Annotated in this window: 17 protein-coding genes; 8 read left to right on the top strand and 9 right to left on the bottom strand. The window is 68.9% G+C overall.

What is annotated here, in order from left to right; translation table 11 throughout:
* Positions 1 to 3: 3 nt before the first annotated feature.
* On the bottom strand, positions 4 to 435 hold the full coding sequence (locus APZ21_RS24825; protein ID WP_054815690.1) for a succinate dehydrogenase hydrophobic membrane anchor subunit: 432 nt from the start codon (positions 433 to 435) through the stop codon (positions 4 to 6).
* Between the two features lie 86 nt (positions 436 to 521).
* Entirely contained in the window at positions 522 to 920 is a 399-nt protein-coding gene (gene sdhC, locus APZ21_RS24820; RefSeq protein WP_082393429.1) for a succinate dehydrogenase, cytochrome b556 subunit, read from the bottom strand.
* A gap of 277 nt (positions 921 to 1,197) precedes the next feature.
* Here sdhC and APZ21_RS24815 point away from each other — a divergent pair, with 277 nt between their 5' ends.
* The 4 genes from APZ21_RS24815 to APZ21_RS24800 all read left to right on the top strand — a co-directional run bounded on the left by APZ21_RS24815 (position 1,198) and on the right by APZ21_RS24800 (position 4,959).
* Complete coding sequence (locus APZ21_RS24815; protein ID WP_054815688.1) at positions 1,198 to 1,599, top strand: cytidine deaminase; 402 nt, start codon at positions 1,198 to 1,200, stop codon at positions 1,597 to 1,599.
* A gap of 25 nt (positions 1,600 to 1,624) precedes the next feature.
* Complete coding sequence (locus APZ21_RS24810) at positions 1,625 to 2,914, top strand: thymidine phosphorylase (RefSeq protein WP_054815687.1); 1,290 nt, start codon at positions 1,625 to 1,627, stop codon at positions 2,912 to 2,914.
* 114 nt (positions 2,915 to 3,028) lie between these two features.
* The gene (locus tag APZ21_RS24805) at positions 3,029 to 4,126 is read left to right on the top strand and encodes an adenosine deaminase (protein ID WP_054815686.1); all 1,098 of its coding nucleotides are present in this window, start codon (positions 3,029 to 3,031) and stop codon (positions 4,124 to 4,126) included.
* 74 nt (positions 4,127 to 4,200) lie between these two features.
* Positions 4,201 to 4,959: an SDR family oxidoreductase gene (locus APZ21_RS24800; protein ID WP_054815685.1), complete on the top strand. Its 759-nt coding sequence runs from the start codon at positions 4,201 to 4,203 to the stop codon at positions 4,957 to 4,959.
* A gap of 218 nt (positions 4,960 to 5,177) precedes the next feature.
* Here APZ21_RS24800 and APZ21_RS24795 read toward each other — a convergent pair whose 3' ends face one another.
* From APZ21_RS24795 to APZ21_RS24775, 5 genes are read right to left on the bottom strand one after another with little or no spacing between them, the layout of a single operon-like run.
* Positions 5,178 to 6,428, bottom strand: a complete 1,251-nt coding sequence (locus APZ21_RS24795; protein ID WP_054815684.1) for a hypothetical protein — start codon at positions 6,426 to 6,428, stop codon at positions 5,178 to 5,180.
* Between the two features lie 26 nt (positions 6,429 to 6,454).
* Positions 6,455 to 6,802, bottom strand: coding sequence for a YbaB/EbfC family nucleoid-associated protein (locus APZ21_RS24790; protein ID WP_054815683.1), 348 nt, complete (start codon positions 6,800 to 6,802; stop codon positions 6,455 to 6,457).
* A 25-nt stretch (positions 6,803 to 6,827) separates the two neighbouring features.
* Complete coding sequence (locus APZ21_RS24785; RefSeq protein WP_169812074.1) at positions 6,828 to 7,178, bottom strand: hypothetical protein; 351 nt, start codon at positions 7,176 to 7,178, stop codon at positions 6,828 to 6,830.
* A gap of 8 nt (positions 7,179 to 7,186) precedes the next feature.
* Positions 7,187 to 8,317 (bottom strand): bifunctional WXG100 family type VII secretion target/C40 family peptidase, encoded by a 1,131-nt coding sequence (locus APZ21_RS24780; protein ID WP_054815681.1) that lies wholly within the window; start codon positions 8,315 to 8,317, stop codon positions 7,187 to 7,189.
* A gap of 4 nt (positions 8,318 to 8,321) precedes the next feature.
* Positions 8,322 to 8,630, bottom strand: coding sequence for a type VII secretion target (locus APZ21_RS24775; RefSeq protein WP_239476801.1), 309 nt, complete (start codon positions 8,628 to 8,630; stop codon positions 8,322 to 8,324).
* Positions 8,631 to 8,786: 156 nt separating this feature from the next.
* Here APZ21_RS24775 and upp point away from each other — a divergent pair, with 156 nt between their 5' ends.
* Positions 8,787 to 9,410 carry a uracil phosphoribosyltransferase gene (upp, locus tag APZ21_RS24770; protein WP_054815679.1) on the top strand — a complete coding sequence of 208 codons (624 nt, stop codon included), beginning with the start codon at positions 8,787 to 8,789 and terminating at the stop codon, positions 9,408 to 9,410.
* Between the two features lie 130 nt (positions 9,411 to 9,540).
* On the opposite strand, the gene APZ21_RS24765 is transcribed toward upp, so the two are convergent.
* Both APZ21_RS24765 and APZ21_RS24760 read right to left on the bottom strand, forming a co-directional pair.
* The gene (locus APZ21_RS24765) at positions 9,541 to 11,076 is read right to left on the bottom strand and encodes a phospho-sugar mutase (RefSeq protein ID WP_054815678.1); all 1,536 of its coding nucleotides are present in this window, start codon (positions 11,074 to 11,076) and stop codon (positions 9,541 to 9,543) included.
* A 10-nt stretch (positions 11,077 to 11,086) separates the two neighbouring features.
* Positions 11,087 to 11,866, bottom strand: coding sequence for a purine-nucleoside phosphorylase (locus tag APZ21_RS24760; RefSeq protein ID WP_054815677.1), 780 nt, complete (start codon positions 11,864 to 11,866; stop codon positions 11,087 to 11,089).
* Between the two features lie 70 nt (positions 11,867 to 11,936).
* On the opposite strand from APZ21_RS24760, the gene APZ21_RS24755 reads away from it, so the two are divergent.
* From APZ21_RS24755 to APZ21_RS24745, 3 genes are all read left to right on the top strand, one after another.
* Positions 11,937 to 12,632, top strand: a complete 696-nt coding sequence (locus APZ21_RS24755; protein WP_054815676.1) for an enoyl-CoA hydratase-related protein — start codon at positions 11,937 to 11,939, stop codon at positions 12,630 to 12,632.
* A 78-nt stretch (positions 12,633 to 12,710) separates the two neighbouring features.
* Positions 12,711 to 13,910 (top strand): M20 family metallopeptidase, encoded by a 1,200-nt coding sequence (locus APZ21_RS24750; protein WP_054815675.1) that lies wholly within the window; start codon positions 12,711 to 12,713, stop codon positions 13,908 to 13,910.
* 86 nt (positions 13,911 to 13,996) lie between these two features.
* Positions 13,997 to 15,151 carry a M20 family metallopeptidase gene (locus tag APZ21_RS24745; RefSeq protein ID WP_054815729.1) on the top strand — a complete coding sequence of 385 codons (1,155 nt, stop codon included), beginning with the start codon at positions 13,997 to 13,999 and terminating at the stop codon, positions 15,149 to 15,151.
* Positions 15,152 to 15,159 lie beyond the last annotated feature (8 nt).

The raw sequence follows: 15,159 nt of genomic DNA, 5'->3' as shown, positions 1-15,159 counted from the left end.
TTCCTAACTGATGTTGGGGTCGAAGGTGAAGATGACGTAGGTGCCGACGCCCATGATGAGGATCATCGAGATCACCAACGCCGTGTTCAGCCAGAACCGGGTGGAGTCCTTGCGCGAGTAATCCGCGATCACGGTCCGCAGGCCGTTGCCGCCGTGCAATTGGGCCAGCCACAGCATGGTCAGATCCCAGATCTGCCAGAAGGGGCTGGACCAGCGTCCGGCGACGAAGGCGAAGTTGAGCCGTTTCACGCCGCCGTCGAGCAGCAGCATGATCGCCATGTGCCCGAGCACGAGCACGATCAGCAGCAGCCCGGAGAACCGCATGAACAGCCAGGCGTATTTCTCGAAGTTGCCGCCGGAGCGTGCCCGCGGGGACCGCGGCAGGTCCAGACTCGCGGGCCGATCGTAGGACTTACCGAGTACCGGCGCGCTCATGCCGACACCTCGCTGACGCTCGCCGCGGTCATGACCGCACAGGCGGCTGTGTCGCCGATTCGTTCGCTGCGCTCACTCATATGTCGTCAGTGCTCCGTGAACAGGTAGTAGAACATGCGGCCGATCGCGGGCGCGGCCAGCAGGACCGTGACCGTGAGGATGATCCACAGCATGAGGCGCTGGTAACGCGGACCGTTGGACCAGAAGTCGACCAGGATCACGCGAAGGCCGTTGAGTGCGTGGAACAGCACGCACACGACCAGGCCCATCTCCATCAGCGCGACGATCGGGTTCTTATAGGTCTCGATCGCTTCGTTGTAGGTGTTCGGGCTGACCCGTACGAGCGCGGTGTCGAGAACGTGCACGAACAGGAAGAAGAAGATGGTGACCCCGGTGATCCGGTGCAACGCCCACGACCACATTCCGGGGTCGCCTCGGTACAGCGTCTTCCGCTTCGGCTGGGCCGGAGCTTCAATCGTGGTCATAGAGTGCGGTGCCTCCAACGTCGTCGATGGACCCGGTTGCAAGTCCGAACGCAGGCCGCGTTGGGGGTGAATGCCCAGGTGGCTTACACTCCGGCCCGCCGCCGGGAACCTGAACCGATCTATTCCGAACTCTAATCCCCTGGCAATCGGGGAACTAATTCGGCGGACGGTGCGTTGCGCTACATCGGCCGGAGTTAGGTTTACCTTTCTTGATGTGTAATGAGTGTGTCCGAGTCCTCGCGCGTCCGCGTAGGGTGGGTTACACGGGAGAGTTCCGATGCCAGATATCGACTGGAATGTATTGCGCGCCAAGGCGATCGAAGTTATGCGGAATGCCTATGCACCGTACTCGCGGTTTCCGGTCGGCGCCGCGGCTCTCTGTGCGGATGGCCGAATTGTGCGCGGGTGCAATGTGGAAAATGTCTCAACTGGATTAGGCCTGTGTGCCGAATGTGTACTCATCGGTAACTTATTCGAGGCCGGTGGCGGCAGACTGATGGCAGTCTCTGTCAGTGATTCTCGGGGGGAAATCCTCATGCCGTGCGGACGCTGTCGGCAGCTGCTGTACGAACACGGCGGTGGCGAACTCCTCGTCGATCATCGCGCCGGCCCGGTGCCCCTGCGGCGGCTGCTGCCCGACGCCTTCGGCCCGGACGATCTCGACGCCGGGCAGGTGTGAGCCCGCCCGTGCCAGACTTGCCGGTGTGACGGCACTCGACCCGGTTTCGATCATCACGGCCAAACGCGACGGCGAGCCGCTGTCGGATGCCCAGATCGACTGGGTGGTCGACGCCTTCACCGCGGGCGCGATCGGCGACGAGCAGATGGCCGCGCTGGCGATGGCGATCCTGTGGCGCGGTATGACCCGCCACGAGACGGCCCGCTGGACCGCCGCGATGATCGCCTCCGGCAACCGCATGGACTTCACCGACCTGCCAAGGCCCACCGTCGACAAGCACTCCACCGGCGGCGTCGGCGACAAGATCACCCTGCCGCTCGCGCCTCTGGTCGCGGCCTGCGGCGCCGCGATACCGCAACTGTCGGGTCGCGGACTCGGCCACACCGGCGGAACCCTGGACAAACTCGAATCGATTCCGGGCTGGCGCGCCGACGTCCCGCTCGCGCGGATGCGCGAGATCCTGGCCGATCCCGCCATCGGCGCGGTGGTGTGCGCGGCGGGCGCCGACCTCGTCCCGGCCGACAAGCGGCTCTACGCGCTACGCGATGTCACCGGCACCGTGGAATCCGTTCCGCTCATCGCGAGTTCGATCATGAGCAAGAAGATCGCCGAGGGCACCGCCGCGCTGGTCCTCGACGTCAAGGTCGGGTCGGGCGCGTTCATGAAATCGCTGCCGCGGGCGCGCGAACTCGCCACCGCCATGGTCGAACTCGGTCTCGACTCCGGCGTGCGGACGGTGGCATTGCTGACCGCGATGGACACCCCGCTCGGCCGCACCGCGGGCAATGCGCTCGAGGTCGCCGAGTCGGTGGAGGTGCTCGCGGGCGGCGGCCCCGCCGACGTGGTCGAACTGACCCTGACCCTGGCCCGCGAGATGGTGGCCGCGGCCGGGCTGTCCGCGGACCCCGCCGACGCGCTGGCCGACGGCCGCGCCATGGATCACTGGCGCGCGATGGTGCGCGCCCAGGGCGGCGATCCCGACGCACCGCTGCCGCGCGCCGGCCACACCGACACCGTGCGCGCCGACCGCGCGGGCGTGCTGACCCGCCTCGACGCATACGCCGTCGGCGTCGCCGCATGGCGACTCGGCGCCGGCCGGCTGCGCCAGGGCGATCCCGTGCAATTCGGCGCGGGCGTCGAAATGCACGCCAAGCCGGGCGATTCGGTCACCGTCGGGCAACCGCTGCTCACCCTGCACACCGACACGCCCGAAGCCTTCCCGGGCGCGCTGGCCGCCCTGGACGGCGCCATAGATCTCGCCGCCGAGGCCGCCGACCACGTTTCGAGCCTGGTTCTGGGACGTGTCGGCGGCTGACGGTTGCCTGTCGGCGACCGGCAGTGGCGTGCGAGGAGAATCACCGATGCCCGGCGAGTGACGAGTGCGCCAACTGTGCTGCCGGCCCGGCACCGATGCGGCTAACGTGTGTACATGACAGGACCGATGCCTTTGACCCTTGCCTCGATCCGCCAAGCTCCCAAAGCACTTCTGCATGATCATCTCGACGGTGGTCTGCGGCCCGCGACAGTGCTGGAGCTCGCCGCCGAATGCGGATACGACGGGCTACCCGCCTCCGACGCCGCCGCACTCGGTCGCTGGTTCCGCGATGCCGCCGACAGCGGGTCGCTGGAACGGTACCTGGAGACCTTCGCGCACACCGTCGCGGTCATGCAGACCCCGCAGGGGCTGCGGCGCGTGGCCAGCGAATGCGCGCAGGATCTTGCCGCCGACGGTGTGGTCTACGCCGAGGTGCGATTCGCCCCCGAACAGCATCTGGAACGCGGACTGAGTCTGGACGAAGTGGTCGAGCACACCCTCGCGGGTTTGCGCGAGGGCGCGGATATCGCCGCGGGCGAGGGTCGCCCGCTCGTGGTGACCTGCCTGCTCACCGCCATGCGCCACGCCGCGCGCTCCCGCGAGATCGCCGAACTCGCGGTGCGCTGGCGCGACCGCGGCGTCGGCGGGTTCGATATCGCGGGCGCCGAGGCCGGATATCCGCCCAGCCGTCACCTCGACGCCTTCGAATATATGCGGGCCAACAGCGCGCATTTCACCATTCACGCCGGCGAGGCGTTCGGATTGCCGTCGATCCACGAGGCGCTGGCCTTCTGCGGCTGCGACCGTCTCGGCCACGGGGTGCGCATCATCGATGACATCCAGGTGCCCGGTGCGATCGAGGACGCGCGACTGGGGCTGGTCGCCAACTACGTTCGGGATATGCGCATTCCACTGGAATTGTGTCCGTCCTCGAACGTGCAGACCGGCGCGGTGCCGTCGCTGGACAAACACCCATTCGACCTGCTCGCCCGGCTGCGTTTCCGCGTCACCGTCAATACCGACAATCGCCTGATGAGCGATACCAGCATGAGCCGGGAAATGCTCAAACTGGTCGACACCTTCGGCTACGGTTGGAGCGATCTCGAGCGCTTCACCATCAATGCGATGAAGTCGGCCTTCATCCCGTTCCCCGAACGTCTGCGCATTATCGACGACATCATCAAACCGGGTTACGCGGTACAGCTCGGCTAGCGCCCTCCGGCTCTGTCACACTCCGGCGCTCGGTCCCGTCGACTCGGTACAGGATCGAGCGAAGGAGAAACGTCATGCGAGTCGCGGTAATCGGAGCACGGGGACGGATCGGCCACGAGGTCGCCGACATCCTGGCCGGTCGGGGCCATGAAGTGGTGCCGATCGGCCGCTCCGAAGGCGTCGACGTCCACACCGGCGCGGGGCTCGAGGCCGCCCTCACCGGAGTCGACGCGGTGGTGGACGCGGTGAACGCCGCGACCACCCGGACCGAGGAAGTGACCGAATTCTTCGGCACGGTCGCGGCGAACGTCCAGCGGGCCGCGTCCGCCGCCGGGGTCCGGTGGATCGCGCTGGTGTCGATCATCGGCATCGACCCGTTCACCGAAGGTCACTACGCGGGCAAGTTGGCGCACGAACGCGGCTACCTCGCGGGTCCGGTCCCGGTGCGCATCGTGCGCGCCGCGCAGTTCCACGAATTCACCGAGATGATGCTGGAGTGGACCACCCGCGGCGACACCGCCTACGTCCCCGAAACCCGCACCCAGCTGGTGGCCGCTCGCACCGTCGCCGAGCACCTCGCCGACCTGGCCGAGGCCCCAACCGCACCGGAGCGTCTCGACATAGCCGGTCCGCAGCCGCTGGAGCTGGCGGCCGCCGCCGCCGAACTCGCGGCGCGCCGCGGCGCACCCGCGCATGTCACCGAGGTCGCCGACCCGGACGATCCCGAAGCGAAACTCCGGGCCGAGGGCGCGTTGCTACCGGGGCCCGACGCGATCCTGGCGGGTCCGACCTTCGCCGAATGGCTGGACGCAAAATACCCGCGAGTGCGGTAGTCCCGATCCGGCGCCCGTAGGACGGTCTGGGCGCACGCCGTTTCAGCGCCGGAGACGGCCCTTCGGTGCGCGTCGGGTGCCCCACGAGGATGCGCTCGTCGCGGAGTTCCGGGCTGGGCAACTCGCATGGGGTGCCGTAGCTGTTTCTCGCGAAGAAAGCGGCGGTGCGTTCGCCGCCGAGCGCACCGCCGAGCTCGGGCAGTGCGCTCGGGCAGCCGCTATTTCCGTACCAAACGGCCCTCGAAGGCCCTCTCCAACTCTCGCCAATTCTGTGCCTCGGCGTCGAACGGCGGGTTCGGCGCCAAGCGCGTCGGGTCGGGATTCAGCAAGTAGGAGACATACCAGCCCAGGGGCGTGGACTGCGCCAGCGCCTGCTCCACCGTGTCGTCCTCGGCATAGTCGGCGGCGTCGGTGAACAGTTCCACCGCGAGGTCGAGTTGGTCGACGTCCACCGCGTCGGGGCCGTTCGACAGATCCTCGGCGAGCCCTTGGAGGACGTAGACGTTCTCCTCGCTGACCTCGACCTCCAGCGATCCGTCCACCGCCGCGGTCTGCACGTCGGTGTAGGTGCTCACCCGGGCAAGGTCGTGCTCGTGATCGTCGGCCAGATAGCGCGCGAGGGCCTTTTCGGAGCCGAAGACGGAGATGGCGCCGTCCTTGCCGAGGAAGATGGGATCGTCGTCGAGGTAACAGCGCAGCGTGAAGTAAGCGCCGTCGGAGGTGACGATCTTGACGGGGTCGATGCCGACCTCGTGCCAGAAGGTCTCCTCTTCGTCGTCTTCCTCGTCCTCGTCATCGAGGTCGACGGCTTCGAATTCCTCGTCCTCCTCGCTGTCGACCGCGTCCTCGGCGTCGATGACGTTCTCCTCCGCGGCCAGCAATTCGGCCTCGGCGACCGCGACCGCGACCGAGTCGACCTCGGGGGTGGAGACCACCGAATCGATGGCGTCGAGCACCGCGTCCCAGTCCTTGGCGATGGCCGCGCCGATCTGGTCCCACAGTTCCTCGCCGTCGCGCCCGACGAAGGAGCTGATACCGGCGGGCAGAGCGCCGAGCACCGGATGCGAGCTGAAGAACTTGTTCACCACCTCCAGTTCGCAGACCTCGCCGATATTGCGCACCATCGCGAGGGTGTCCTCGAGCTCGGCGATGACGTCCGAGTCGGGATCGCCCGCGGCCAGCTCGGGAACGGCGACCAGATCGTAGGAGTGATCCTCTTCCGGCTCGAGTTCCGCCGCCGACAGTCCGGCGACGATTTTCCATGCCGGATGGTCGACGAGATCGTTGTCGGAGTCGGTGCGGATGAACGCAGCCAACTCCGCCACGGACTCGAATCCGTACAGCGCATCCTCGTGTCCGAGGAACGCCTCCCACTCGTCGTCACCGTCTCGCCAACGCGGTGCCCACAGGGTGACGAGATCGCCGTCGGTCAGGCCGAGCTCGATCGGGACGATGTCTCCAGAAGCCATGTCCCGAAGCCTATCGACCTTCCGTGTCAGGCACTATCCGGCCCGCCCCCAACGACGCCTTCGGCACCCGGCGCGGCGGGCGCGAACGACTCGTTCAGTGTCGCAACGACCTTCGAACGCTGTGCGCCCGCGTCCTCGGATGCCTGTCGACAGGCCCATATGATCAGCTGACCGACATCGGCGGGAGCCATGGAGGTGACCCCCTCCGAGAGCGTGAGACCGACCAGCGCGCCGTCGCTGTTCACCTCGACGCTGACCACACCGTCCTCGGTGGTGAACTGCCCGCGCACCTGCTCGAGGCCGTAGAGCGCGGCCTCGAGCGCCTCCAGTTTGGCCGTCGCGTTCGCGACGAGTGCATCCATCTCGGCGCTCACGCGGGCACCTCCGTAGTCGAGTTGGTCATACCGGCCTCATCCAGCTCGTCGGCCCGGTGTCGGCATCATCGATGCGGTCCAATTCGTCCACCGCCTGCTGCCGGGTGGGCAGGCCGAGGCGGTCGAGGATATCGGCGGGCATACCGGCCTCGGTGAGGATCTCCCGGCGGCGGGCGCGCGCGGCGATGCTGGAGCGCTGGGTGAGCCGCAGAATCTCCGCGGCGAGGGCCGCTGCGCCGTAACGGTATTCGCTGCGCTCGAATTTGATCTCGATGGGCATGCCCTGATCGGTGGCGCGCACCGAAATGGTGCCCGACCGATTGGTGCTTCCCGCGACCGTCACATTGGGGACCGGCTGCGATTGCTGGGGATTCACCGGTTGACTCATTCGGTGGGCCTGTAGAAGCCGTAGAACTCCATACCAATGTTCTCCGTTCGGATGGCGCTGATCGAGACCGGATCACCGGCCTCGACGAGTTGCCCGTTACCGATGACCATGGCGACGTGGCCGTCCCATACGGCCAGATCGCCCGGCATCAGATCACCGGGCGACACCTGGGGGTGTCCGATCCCTTGTTCCTGGGCCAGGCGCGGCAGATCGACGCCCGCCTCGCCGTAGGCGTATTTCGTGAGGCCGGAGCAGTCGATACCGGATCCGGGGGTGTTGCCGCCCCAGACGTAGGGTGTGCCGACCGCGCCGATCGCCGCCTTCACCGCCGTGGCCGCCTTCTCGTTCGGCGCTTCGACGACACTGCCGTCGGGCAGTGTGATCTTCACGCCGGAGCCCTCCGCCGCGTTGGACGGCGTGGGATTGGTGTTCTGCGTACTCGGGGTGCCGCCGGTGGAGGCCGATTTGCTTGCCGCGGGGGTGGTGGCGGCCGACGCCGCGTTGGACAGCGGCTTGCTGACGGTGCTCACCAGGCTGCCCGCGCCGCTCGCGAGCCCGACCAGGCCGTCGAGCCCGGACTTCACCGTCGAAGTGAGCGCGGCGGGCATGGACGCGGTGGAGGTGGACGGCGGCGGCGTCAGCTCGTTCATCGCCGCGGTCTGGGTGTTCAGCTCGTTCTGGGTGCGGCCCACCACCGTCAACCCCTGGTTCAGGTGGTCGATGGCCGAGCCGACGAGCACCGTCAGACCTGCGGGCGTCGCGATGGCCGGACCCAGCGCGGTGGCCTCGGCGACGAAGGACTGGACGATGCCGTTGAGATCCTTCTGCCCGGTCTCGACGTGGGCCGCGGCCTGGTCTACGACCGAGGCCATCTCGGTGCCGCGATCGGAGATGGTGGCGGCCGAAGTCTGCACGCGCAGCGCCTTGGAGGTCGCCGCGTCGGCTGCGACGCCGTCCCAGGCGGTGTTCATCTGGTTGATGCTGTTGCGGCTCACCTGGTGCAACTGGTCGAGCACGCCGGAAGTGGCTGTCAGCGCCTCGGACGGACCGCCGGACGGCATGACGCCCGTGCCGAAACTCGACAGCAGGTCGAGCAGCGGCTTGGCGAGCACATTGATATCGATCACCGGCTCATCCGTCCAGATCGGCGGTCTTCAGGGCTGCGGCATTGTTCAGATCCGTCTCCGTGAGGACCGTCGCCGCGCCCGCGGTGGCGCCACCGAGGCTGGACAGGACCGCCGACAGTTGCCCGATGGACGCGACATGGCCCGCGTGCGCCGCGGCGTAGGCGGTCGTGAAATCCGCGCCGATGAGGCCCATGATCGGGCCGAGCAGTGCGGGTGACGCGCCCGCCGCGCTCGTGGCCGCGGCGGCCATCTCGCCGGACATGGATTCGGCCGTGGCGCTGTACACCCCGATGCCTTCGGCATCCGCCGACATCTTTCGCATAGTGCATCCCCCATCCGTTGTTCCCAGGCAGAGTACGTCATCCACCTAGTTCGACGCGCTACCTTCCCGATCGGTTCCGCCCTGTTCGGAAAAATTCTCGGGCCCGTCGTCCGGCACCGAACTCGCCGTCGACCTTATCGTTCCCTCATGCGCACGCACATCGTGGATCACCCGCTCGCCGCCAGTCTGCTCACCACCATGCGGGACCTGCGGACGCCGAATCCCGTCTTCCGCGCGGCTTTACGCGATCTCACCGCGATCCTCGTCTACGAGGCGCTGCGCGAGGCCACCGTGACCCGCTTCGAGATCACGACTCCGGTCGCACCCGCCGAGGGTGTGCGGCTGGCCGCGCCGCCGCTGCTGGTCCCGGTGCTGCGGGCCGGACTCGGCATGATCGACGCCGCGGCCGGGCTGATCCCCGACGCCCGTGTGGGATTCGTCGGTATCGCCCGCGACGAATCGAGCCATCTGCCGATGCCCTATATGGAATCGCTGCCCGAGGATCTGGCCGGTATCCCGGTCTACGTGCTCGATCCCATGCTGGCCACGGGCGGGTCCATGCGTCACACCCTCGACCTGCTCGTCGCGCGGGGCGCCGCGGACATCACCGCGGTGTGCGTGGTGGCCGCGCCGGAAGGCATTGCGGCGCTGACTGATTCGGGCCATCCGGTACGACTGGTGACGGCGGTGGTCGACGCCGGACTCAACGAGAACGCCTACATCGTGCCCGGACTCGGCGACGCGGGCGACCGCCAGTTCGGCCCGCGCTGAACCGGCTGTCGGTACGTGGCGAGGAGCGGTTGCGGATGTGAACGCTCGCGGGCGGCGTTGCGCCACGGTGCGATTCATCCAATGCCGCGGGTGGCGATCGCGGCGGCGCGATCGCCCCGAGCGCGGCCGCTCAGAGTGCGGCGCAGAACTGCCGCAGCCGGGAAAGCCTCTCGGCCGCGGACTTTCGCGCGACGGCCAGCGCGGAGCGGTCCGCGACGGGTTCGACGACCTCCAGGTAGCACTTGAGTTTCGGCTCGGTGCCGGAGGGGCGGATCACCACCCGGCTGCCGCCGCCCTCGAGTACCACCGCGTCGGTGCGCAGCGGCCCGCGGACCCGCGACTGATCGGTGCAGGTCATCGGCACGCCCGCCACGATGGTCGGCGGCGCATCGCGCAATCGGGCCAGCACCGCGCCCGCCGACGCGCTGTCGGCCGAGCGCAGCGACACCTGGTCTCCCGCGTGCAGACCGAATTCCACGGCGTAGTCGTCGAGTTCGTCGGTGAGCGTGCGGCCCGCCGCCTTCAACAGCGACACCGTGTCGGCGGCGACCACCGCGGCCGTGATCCCGTCCTTGTCGCGGACCTCGGCCGGGTCGACGCAGTGGCCGATGGCCTCCTCGTAGGCGTAGACAAGGCCGTCACCCGCGCGTACCAGCCATTTGAAACCGGTGAGCGTCTCGGCGTAGCGCGCCCCGCGTGCCCGCGCCAATCGCGACAGCAGCCGTGAGGACACGATCGTCGTGGCGACCAGCGCGTCCGGCGGGGCGGTACGCAGGATCCGATCGGCCAGCAGCACACCGGTTTCGTCGCCGCGCAACATGCGCCACCCGTCGGCGCACGGTATGCCGATCGCACAGCGATCGGCATCGGGGTCGAGGGCGACGGCCATGTCGGCCCCGACCCGGTCGGCCAGTTCCAGCAGCCGATCGGTGGCGCCGGGTTCCTCCGGGTTGGGGAAGGCGACCGTCGGGAAATCGGGGTCGGGATCGAACTGCTCGGCCACCACGTGCACGTCGGCGAATCCGGCGGCCCGCAATGCCGCCAGCGCCGTCGCGCCGCCGACGCCGTGCAGGGCGGTCAGTGCGATGCGGATTTCGGCGCGGGCACCCGGCCCACCGAGCAGTTCCGGCAGCCGCGCGGCCCGCGCGAGATAGCGGCGCATCAGCTCCGCCGCCGGGTCCTCGCCGAGCACCGCGCCGATCCGAGGGTCGCGCGCGCCCCCGGCGTCGTCGGCGCGCGGGACCGGGGTGCGCACGGCGGCGATGGCGGCCTCGATCTCGGCATCGGCGGGCGGAATGAGCTGTGCGCCGCCGTCCAGGTAGACCTTGTACCCGTTGTCGGTGGCCGGATTGTGCGACGCGGTGATCTGCACGCCCGCGACCGCGCGCAGCTGCCGCACGGCGTAGGCCACCAGCGGCGTCGGCACCGGATCGGGCAGGCGCAGGACCGCGAACCCGGCGGCGGCGAAGACCTCGGCCGTGACCGCGGCGAATTCGGCGGAACCGTGCCGCGCGTCGCGGCCGACGACCACCACTCCGCCGCCGAGACAGCGTCCGCGCAACCAGTCGGCCAGACCCGCCGTGGCGCGGGCGACCGTGTCGGAGTTCATGCCGTCGGGACCCGCGACGAGCGGTCCGCGCAGACCGGCGGTGCCGAATCTCAGCATCGGCGGGCCGCTACAGCCGTTCCAGCACGCCGCGCAGCAGTTTGCCCAGGCGCGGCGCGGCGGCCCGGCCCTCGGCGAGCACCTCCGCGTGCGACAGATGCTGACCGGTCACCCCGGCGGCCAGATTCGTGACGAGCGATATGCCGAGCACCCGCGCGCCCAGGCTGCGGCAGGCGATGGCCTCCAGCACCGTCGACATGCCGACCAGGTCGGCGCCGATGGTGCGCAGCATGCGGATCTCGGCGGGTGTCTCGTACTGCGGACCCGTGAGTCCGGCGTAGACGCCCTCGGAAAGACTCGGATCGACCTCGCGCGCCAGCGCGCGAAGTTCCGCGTCCCAGGCGTCGACCAGGTCCACGAAGGTGGCACCGGTGAGCGGGGTGCGACCGGTGAGATTCAGGTGATCGTTGATGAGCACCGGCTCACCGACCTGGAAACCCTCGCGAATGCCGCCCGCGGCATTGGTGAGCAGCACCGTCCGCGCGCCCGCCGCGATGGCCGCGGTCACCGGGTGCACCACTTCGCTGGGCGAGTAGCCCTCGTAGAGGTGCTGGCGACCCATCAGCAGCAGCACGGGGGATTCGCCGACGACGACCGAATGCACCACGCCGACGTGACCCTGCGCGCTCGGCGTCCCGAATCCGGGCAGTTCCGGCATGGGCACCGAGGCCAGCGGCGTCCCGATCTCGGCGGCCGCGTCCTGCCAGCCCGATCCGAGGACCACCGCGACCCGGTGGCGCTCGACTCCCGTACGTTCGGCGATCGCCGCGGCGGCCTGTTCGGCAAGCATGGCCCCACTCTATTCGACCGCGGCGCCGCGGCCGTCCCACGGTGGCGCACACCATCGCTAGGCTGCGCGCATGCCATATCTGGAGCGTGCCGCCGAGGTGTTCGTCCTGTATCTCGGGAACGAAGGACAGACCGACAGCGAGAACCGCTTCCATCCGTCCTGGATCGATGAATTCCACGCCCTGCTCGACGAGGTTGAGGCATCCGAAGGCCCGGCGGCGCTGGTCACCGTGGCCACCGGGAAGTTCTACAGCAATGGACTCGACACCGATTGGCTGCTCGGCAACTTCGGCGAGCTGCACGGATACCTGGATCGAGTGCACGGCGTCTTCAGCAGGCTCCTGACCTTCCCGCTGCCCACCGTCGCCGCGCTGAACGGGCACGCGTTCGGCGCCGGGGCGATGCTCGCCGTGTCGCACGACTTCCGGGTCATGCGCGCCGATCGCGGATACTGGTGTCTGCCCGAGGTGCATCTCGACATGCCGTTCACCGTGGGGATGAACGCGCTGCTGACCCGGCGGCTCGCCAATCAGGTCTGCGTGCGGGCCATGACGACCGGATACCGCTATCCGGCGGCCGAGGCCGTCGCCGCCGGCATCGTGGACCAGGCCGCCGACGCCGAGGTGTTGCTCGACGTCGCCGTCGGCCGGGCCGCGGGACTCGCGGGCAACCGCAAGCCGAATCTGAGTGTGATCAAGCGGGCGCTGCACGCCGAGGCGCTGGCCGGTTTGGCCGTGGCCAATACCCCGGAGAACCTGGCCTACTGATCGGCGGCCGGGGCGGACACGGGGGAACCGAACCCGCCGCGGGTGTCCGTGCGGTGCGGGGGTGCCAGACTGTGACGCATGCCAGCACCGCGCGACGACGCGACGGCCGCGGCCTCCGATGAGGCCATCGCGGCCGCGTCGTCGCGGCTGATCGATCTCTCGCACGCCATCCACGCCGAACCGGAACTGGCGTTCGAGGAGACGCGCAGCGTGGCCAAGGCGCTCGAGCCGCTGGTCGAGCGCGGGTTCGAGGTCGAAACCGGGGTCGGTGACCTGCCCACCGCGTTTCGCGCAACCTATGGCGGCGGGGAGCTGACCGTCGGCATCTGCGCCGAATACGACGCACTGCCGGAGATCGGGCACGCGTGCGGGCACAACATCATCGCCGCGGCGGGGGTGGGGGCGGGGCTCGGACTCGCCGAGGTGGCCGACGACCTCGGGATCACCGTGGTCGTACTCGGCACGCCCGCCGAGGAGAGCGGCGGCGGCAAGGTGCTCATGCTCGAACGCGGGGTGTTCGACGACATAGCGATGGCCATGATGGTGCATCCCGGCCCCACGGAGATCGTGGGCGCGCGGTCCCTGGCGCTGGCCGATCTCGGTGTGGTGTTCCACGGCCGGGAAGCCCACGCGAGCGCCGCGCCGGAGCGGGGCCGAAACGCCGGGGACGCGGTCACGGTCGCACAGGTCGCGCTGGGATTGCTGCGGCAGCATATCCAGCCGGGGCAGCAACTTCACGGTATAGTCGGCGACGGTGGCGTAGCCCCCAACATCGTGCCCGGACGTGCGGAACTGCTGTATTACCTACGCGCAGTCGACTCCGCATCCCTCGACGATCTGATGCAACGAGCGTCGGCTTGTTTCGAGGCGGGCGCACTGGCGACCGGCTGCACCCACGAAATCCGTACGCTCGCGCCGACGTATACCGAGCTGACGCCCGATGCGGCACTGTTGAGTGCCTATCGCGAGCAGATCACCGCTCTGGGCCGTGTGCCGATCGCACCGGAGCTCGAGGAGCGGCGCCCGCTCGGCAGTACCGATATGGGCAATGTCACCAATGTCCTTCCCGGCATCCATCCGGTCATCGGCATCGATGCGGGCGGGGCGGTGACACATCAGCCCGGGTTCGCCGCGGCCAGTGTCACCGCCTCGGCGGATCGTGCGGTCGTCGACGGCTCGCTCGCACTCGCGCGTACCGCGATAGCCGTGGCGCGCGATGAACTACACAGAGACAGGTTGTTGCAACGACTGGTTCAACGACAGGAGGACATTCGGTGAGCACTATCGGCGGGTCGGCGGCGCATGCGGAGGGAGGTGGGTGCGCGATCACCGAACCCGGGGATGCCGGATTCGCCACCCCGCCCATACCCGGGGCCGTCGACACGTGGCTGGCCGAGCACACGGTCGACCTCATCCAGTGGCGTCGGCACATCCATGCCAATCCCGAACTGTCCCGCACCGAGTTCGCCACCACCGAGTTCGTCTCCTCGTGGCTGACCAAGGCCGGGATGACGCCGCGACGGATGCCGGGCGGAACCGGCCTGATCTGTGATATCGGCCCCACCGACGCCCCGCGCATCGGACTGCGCGCCGATATGGACGCCCTACCGTTGCAGGAGTTCACCGGGCTGAGCTTCGCATCGACCGTGCCCGGCGTGTCACACGCCTGCGGCCACGACGCGCACACCACCATCCTGCTCGGCACCGCCCTGGCCCTGGCCGATATGGACCTGCCGGTCGGCGTGCGATTCATCTTCCAGCACGCCGAGGAGGTCATGCCCGGCGGGGCGATCGACATGGTCGCCGCGGGTGCGATGGAGGGCGTCGACCGCGTCTTCGCCCTGCACTGCGATCCGCGCCTGGAAGTCGGCCGGGTCGGCATCCGGGTCGGCGCGATCACCTCCGCCGCCGACACCGTGGAACTCGTCCTGGATTCCCCCGGCGGCCACACCTCCCGCCCGCACCTGACCAGCGACCTGGTCTACGCGATCGGCACCGTCATCACCGGCCTGCCCGGCCTGCTCAGCCGCCGCATCGATCCGCGGACCAGCACCGTCATGGTGTGGGGCGCGGTGTCCGCGGGCAAGGCGCCCAACGCCATACCCCAGACCGGCATGCTCACCGGCACCGTCCGCACCGGCGACCACGCGACCTGGTCGCTGCTCGAGCCCATGGTGCACGAGATCGTCGACGGGCTGTTGGCTCCGACCGGGGTGCGGTACCAGCTGAACTACCGGCGGGGAGTGCCGCCGGTGGTCAACGACGAGCATTCGACCAGGATATTCGAGGACGCGATTCGCCTGTTGGGAGCCGACGCGCTCGCGGATACCACGCAGTCCGGCGGCGGCGAGGATTTCTCCTGGTATCTGGAGGAAGTTCCCGGCGCCATGGCCAGGCTCGGGGTGTGGTCGGGACACGGCGAGCAGTTGGATCTGCACCAGCCGACCTTCGACATCGACGAGCGGGCGTTGGCCGTCGGCGTCAGGGCCTTGAGCAACATCATCCTGCGACACCGCTGAGCCACCAG

This window comes from Nocardia arizonensis (assembly GCF_001310275.1).
Taxonomy (GTDB): domain Bacteria; phylum Actinomycetota; class Actinomycetes; order Mycobacteriales; family Mycobacteriaceae; genus Nocardia; species Nocardia arizonensis.
This window is presented reverse-complemented; position numbering and strand designations above follow the sequence as displayed.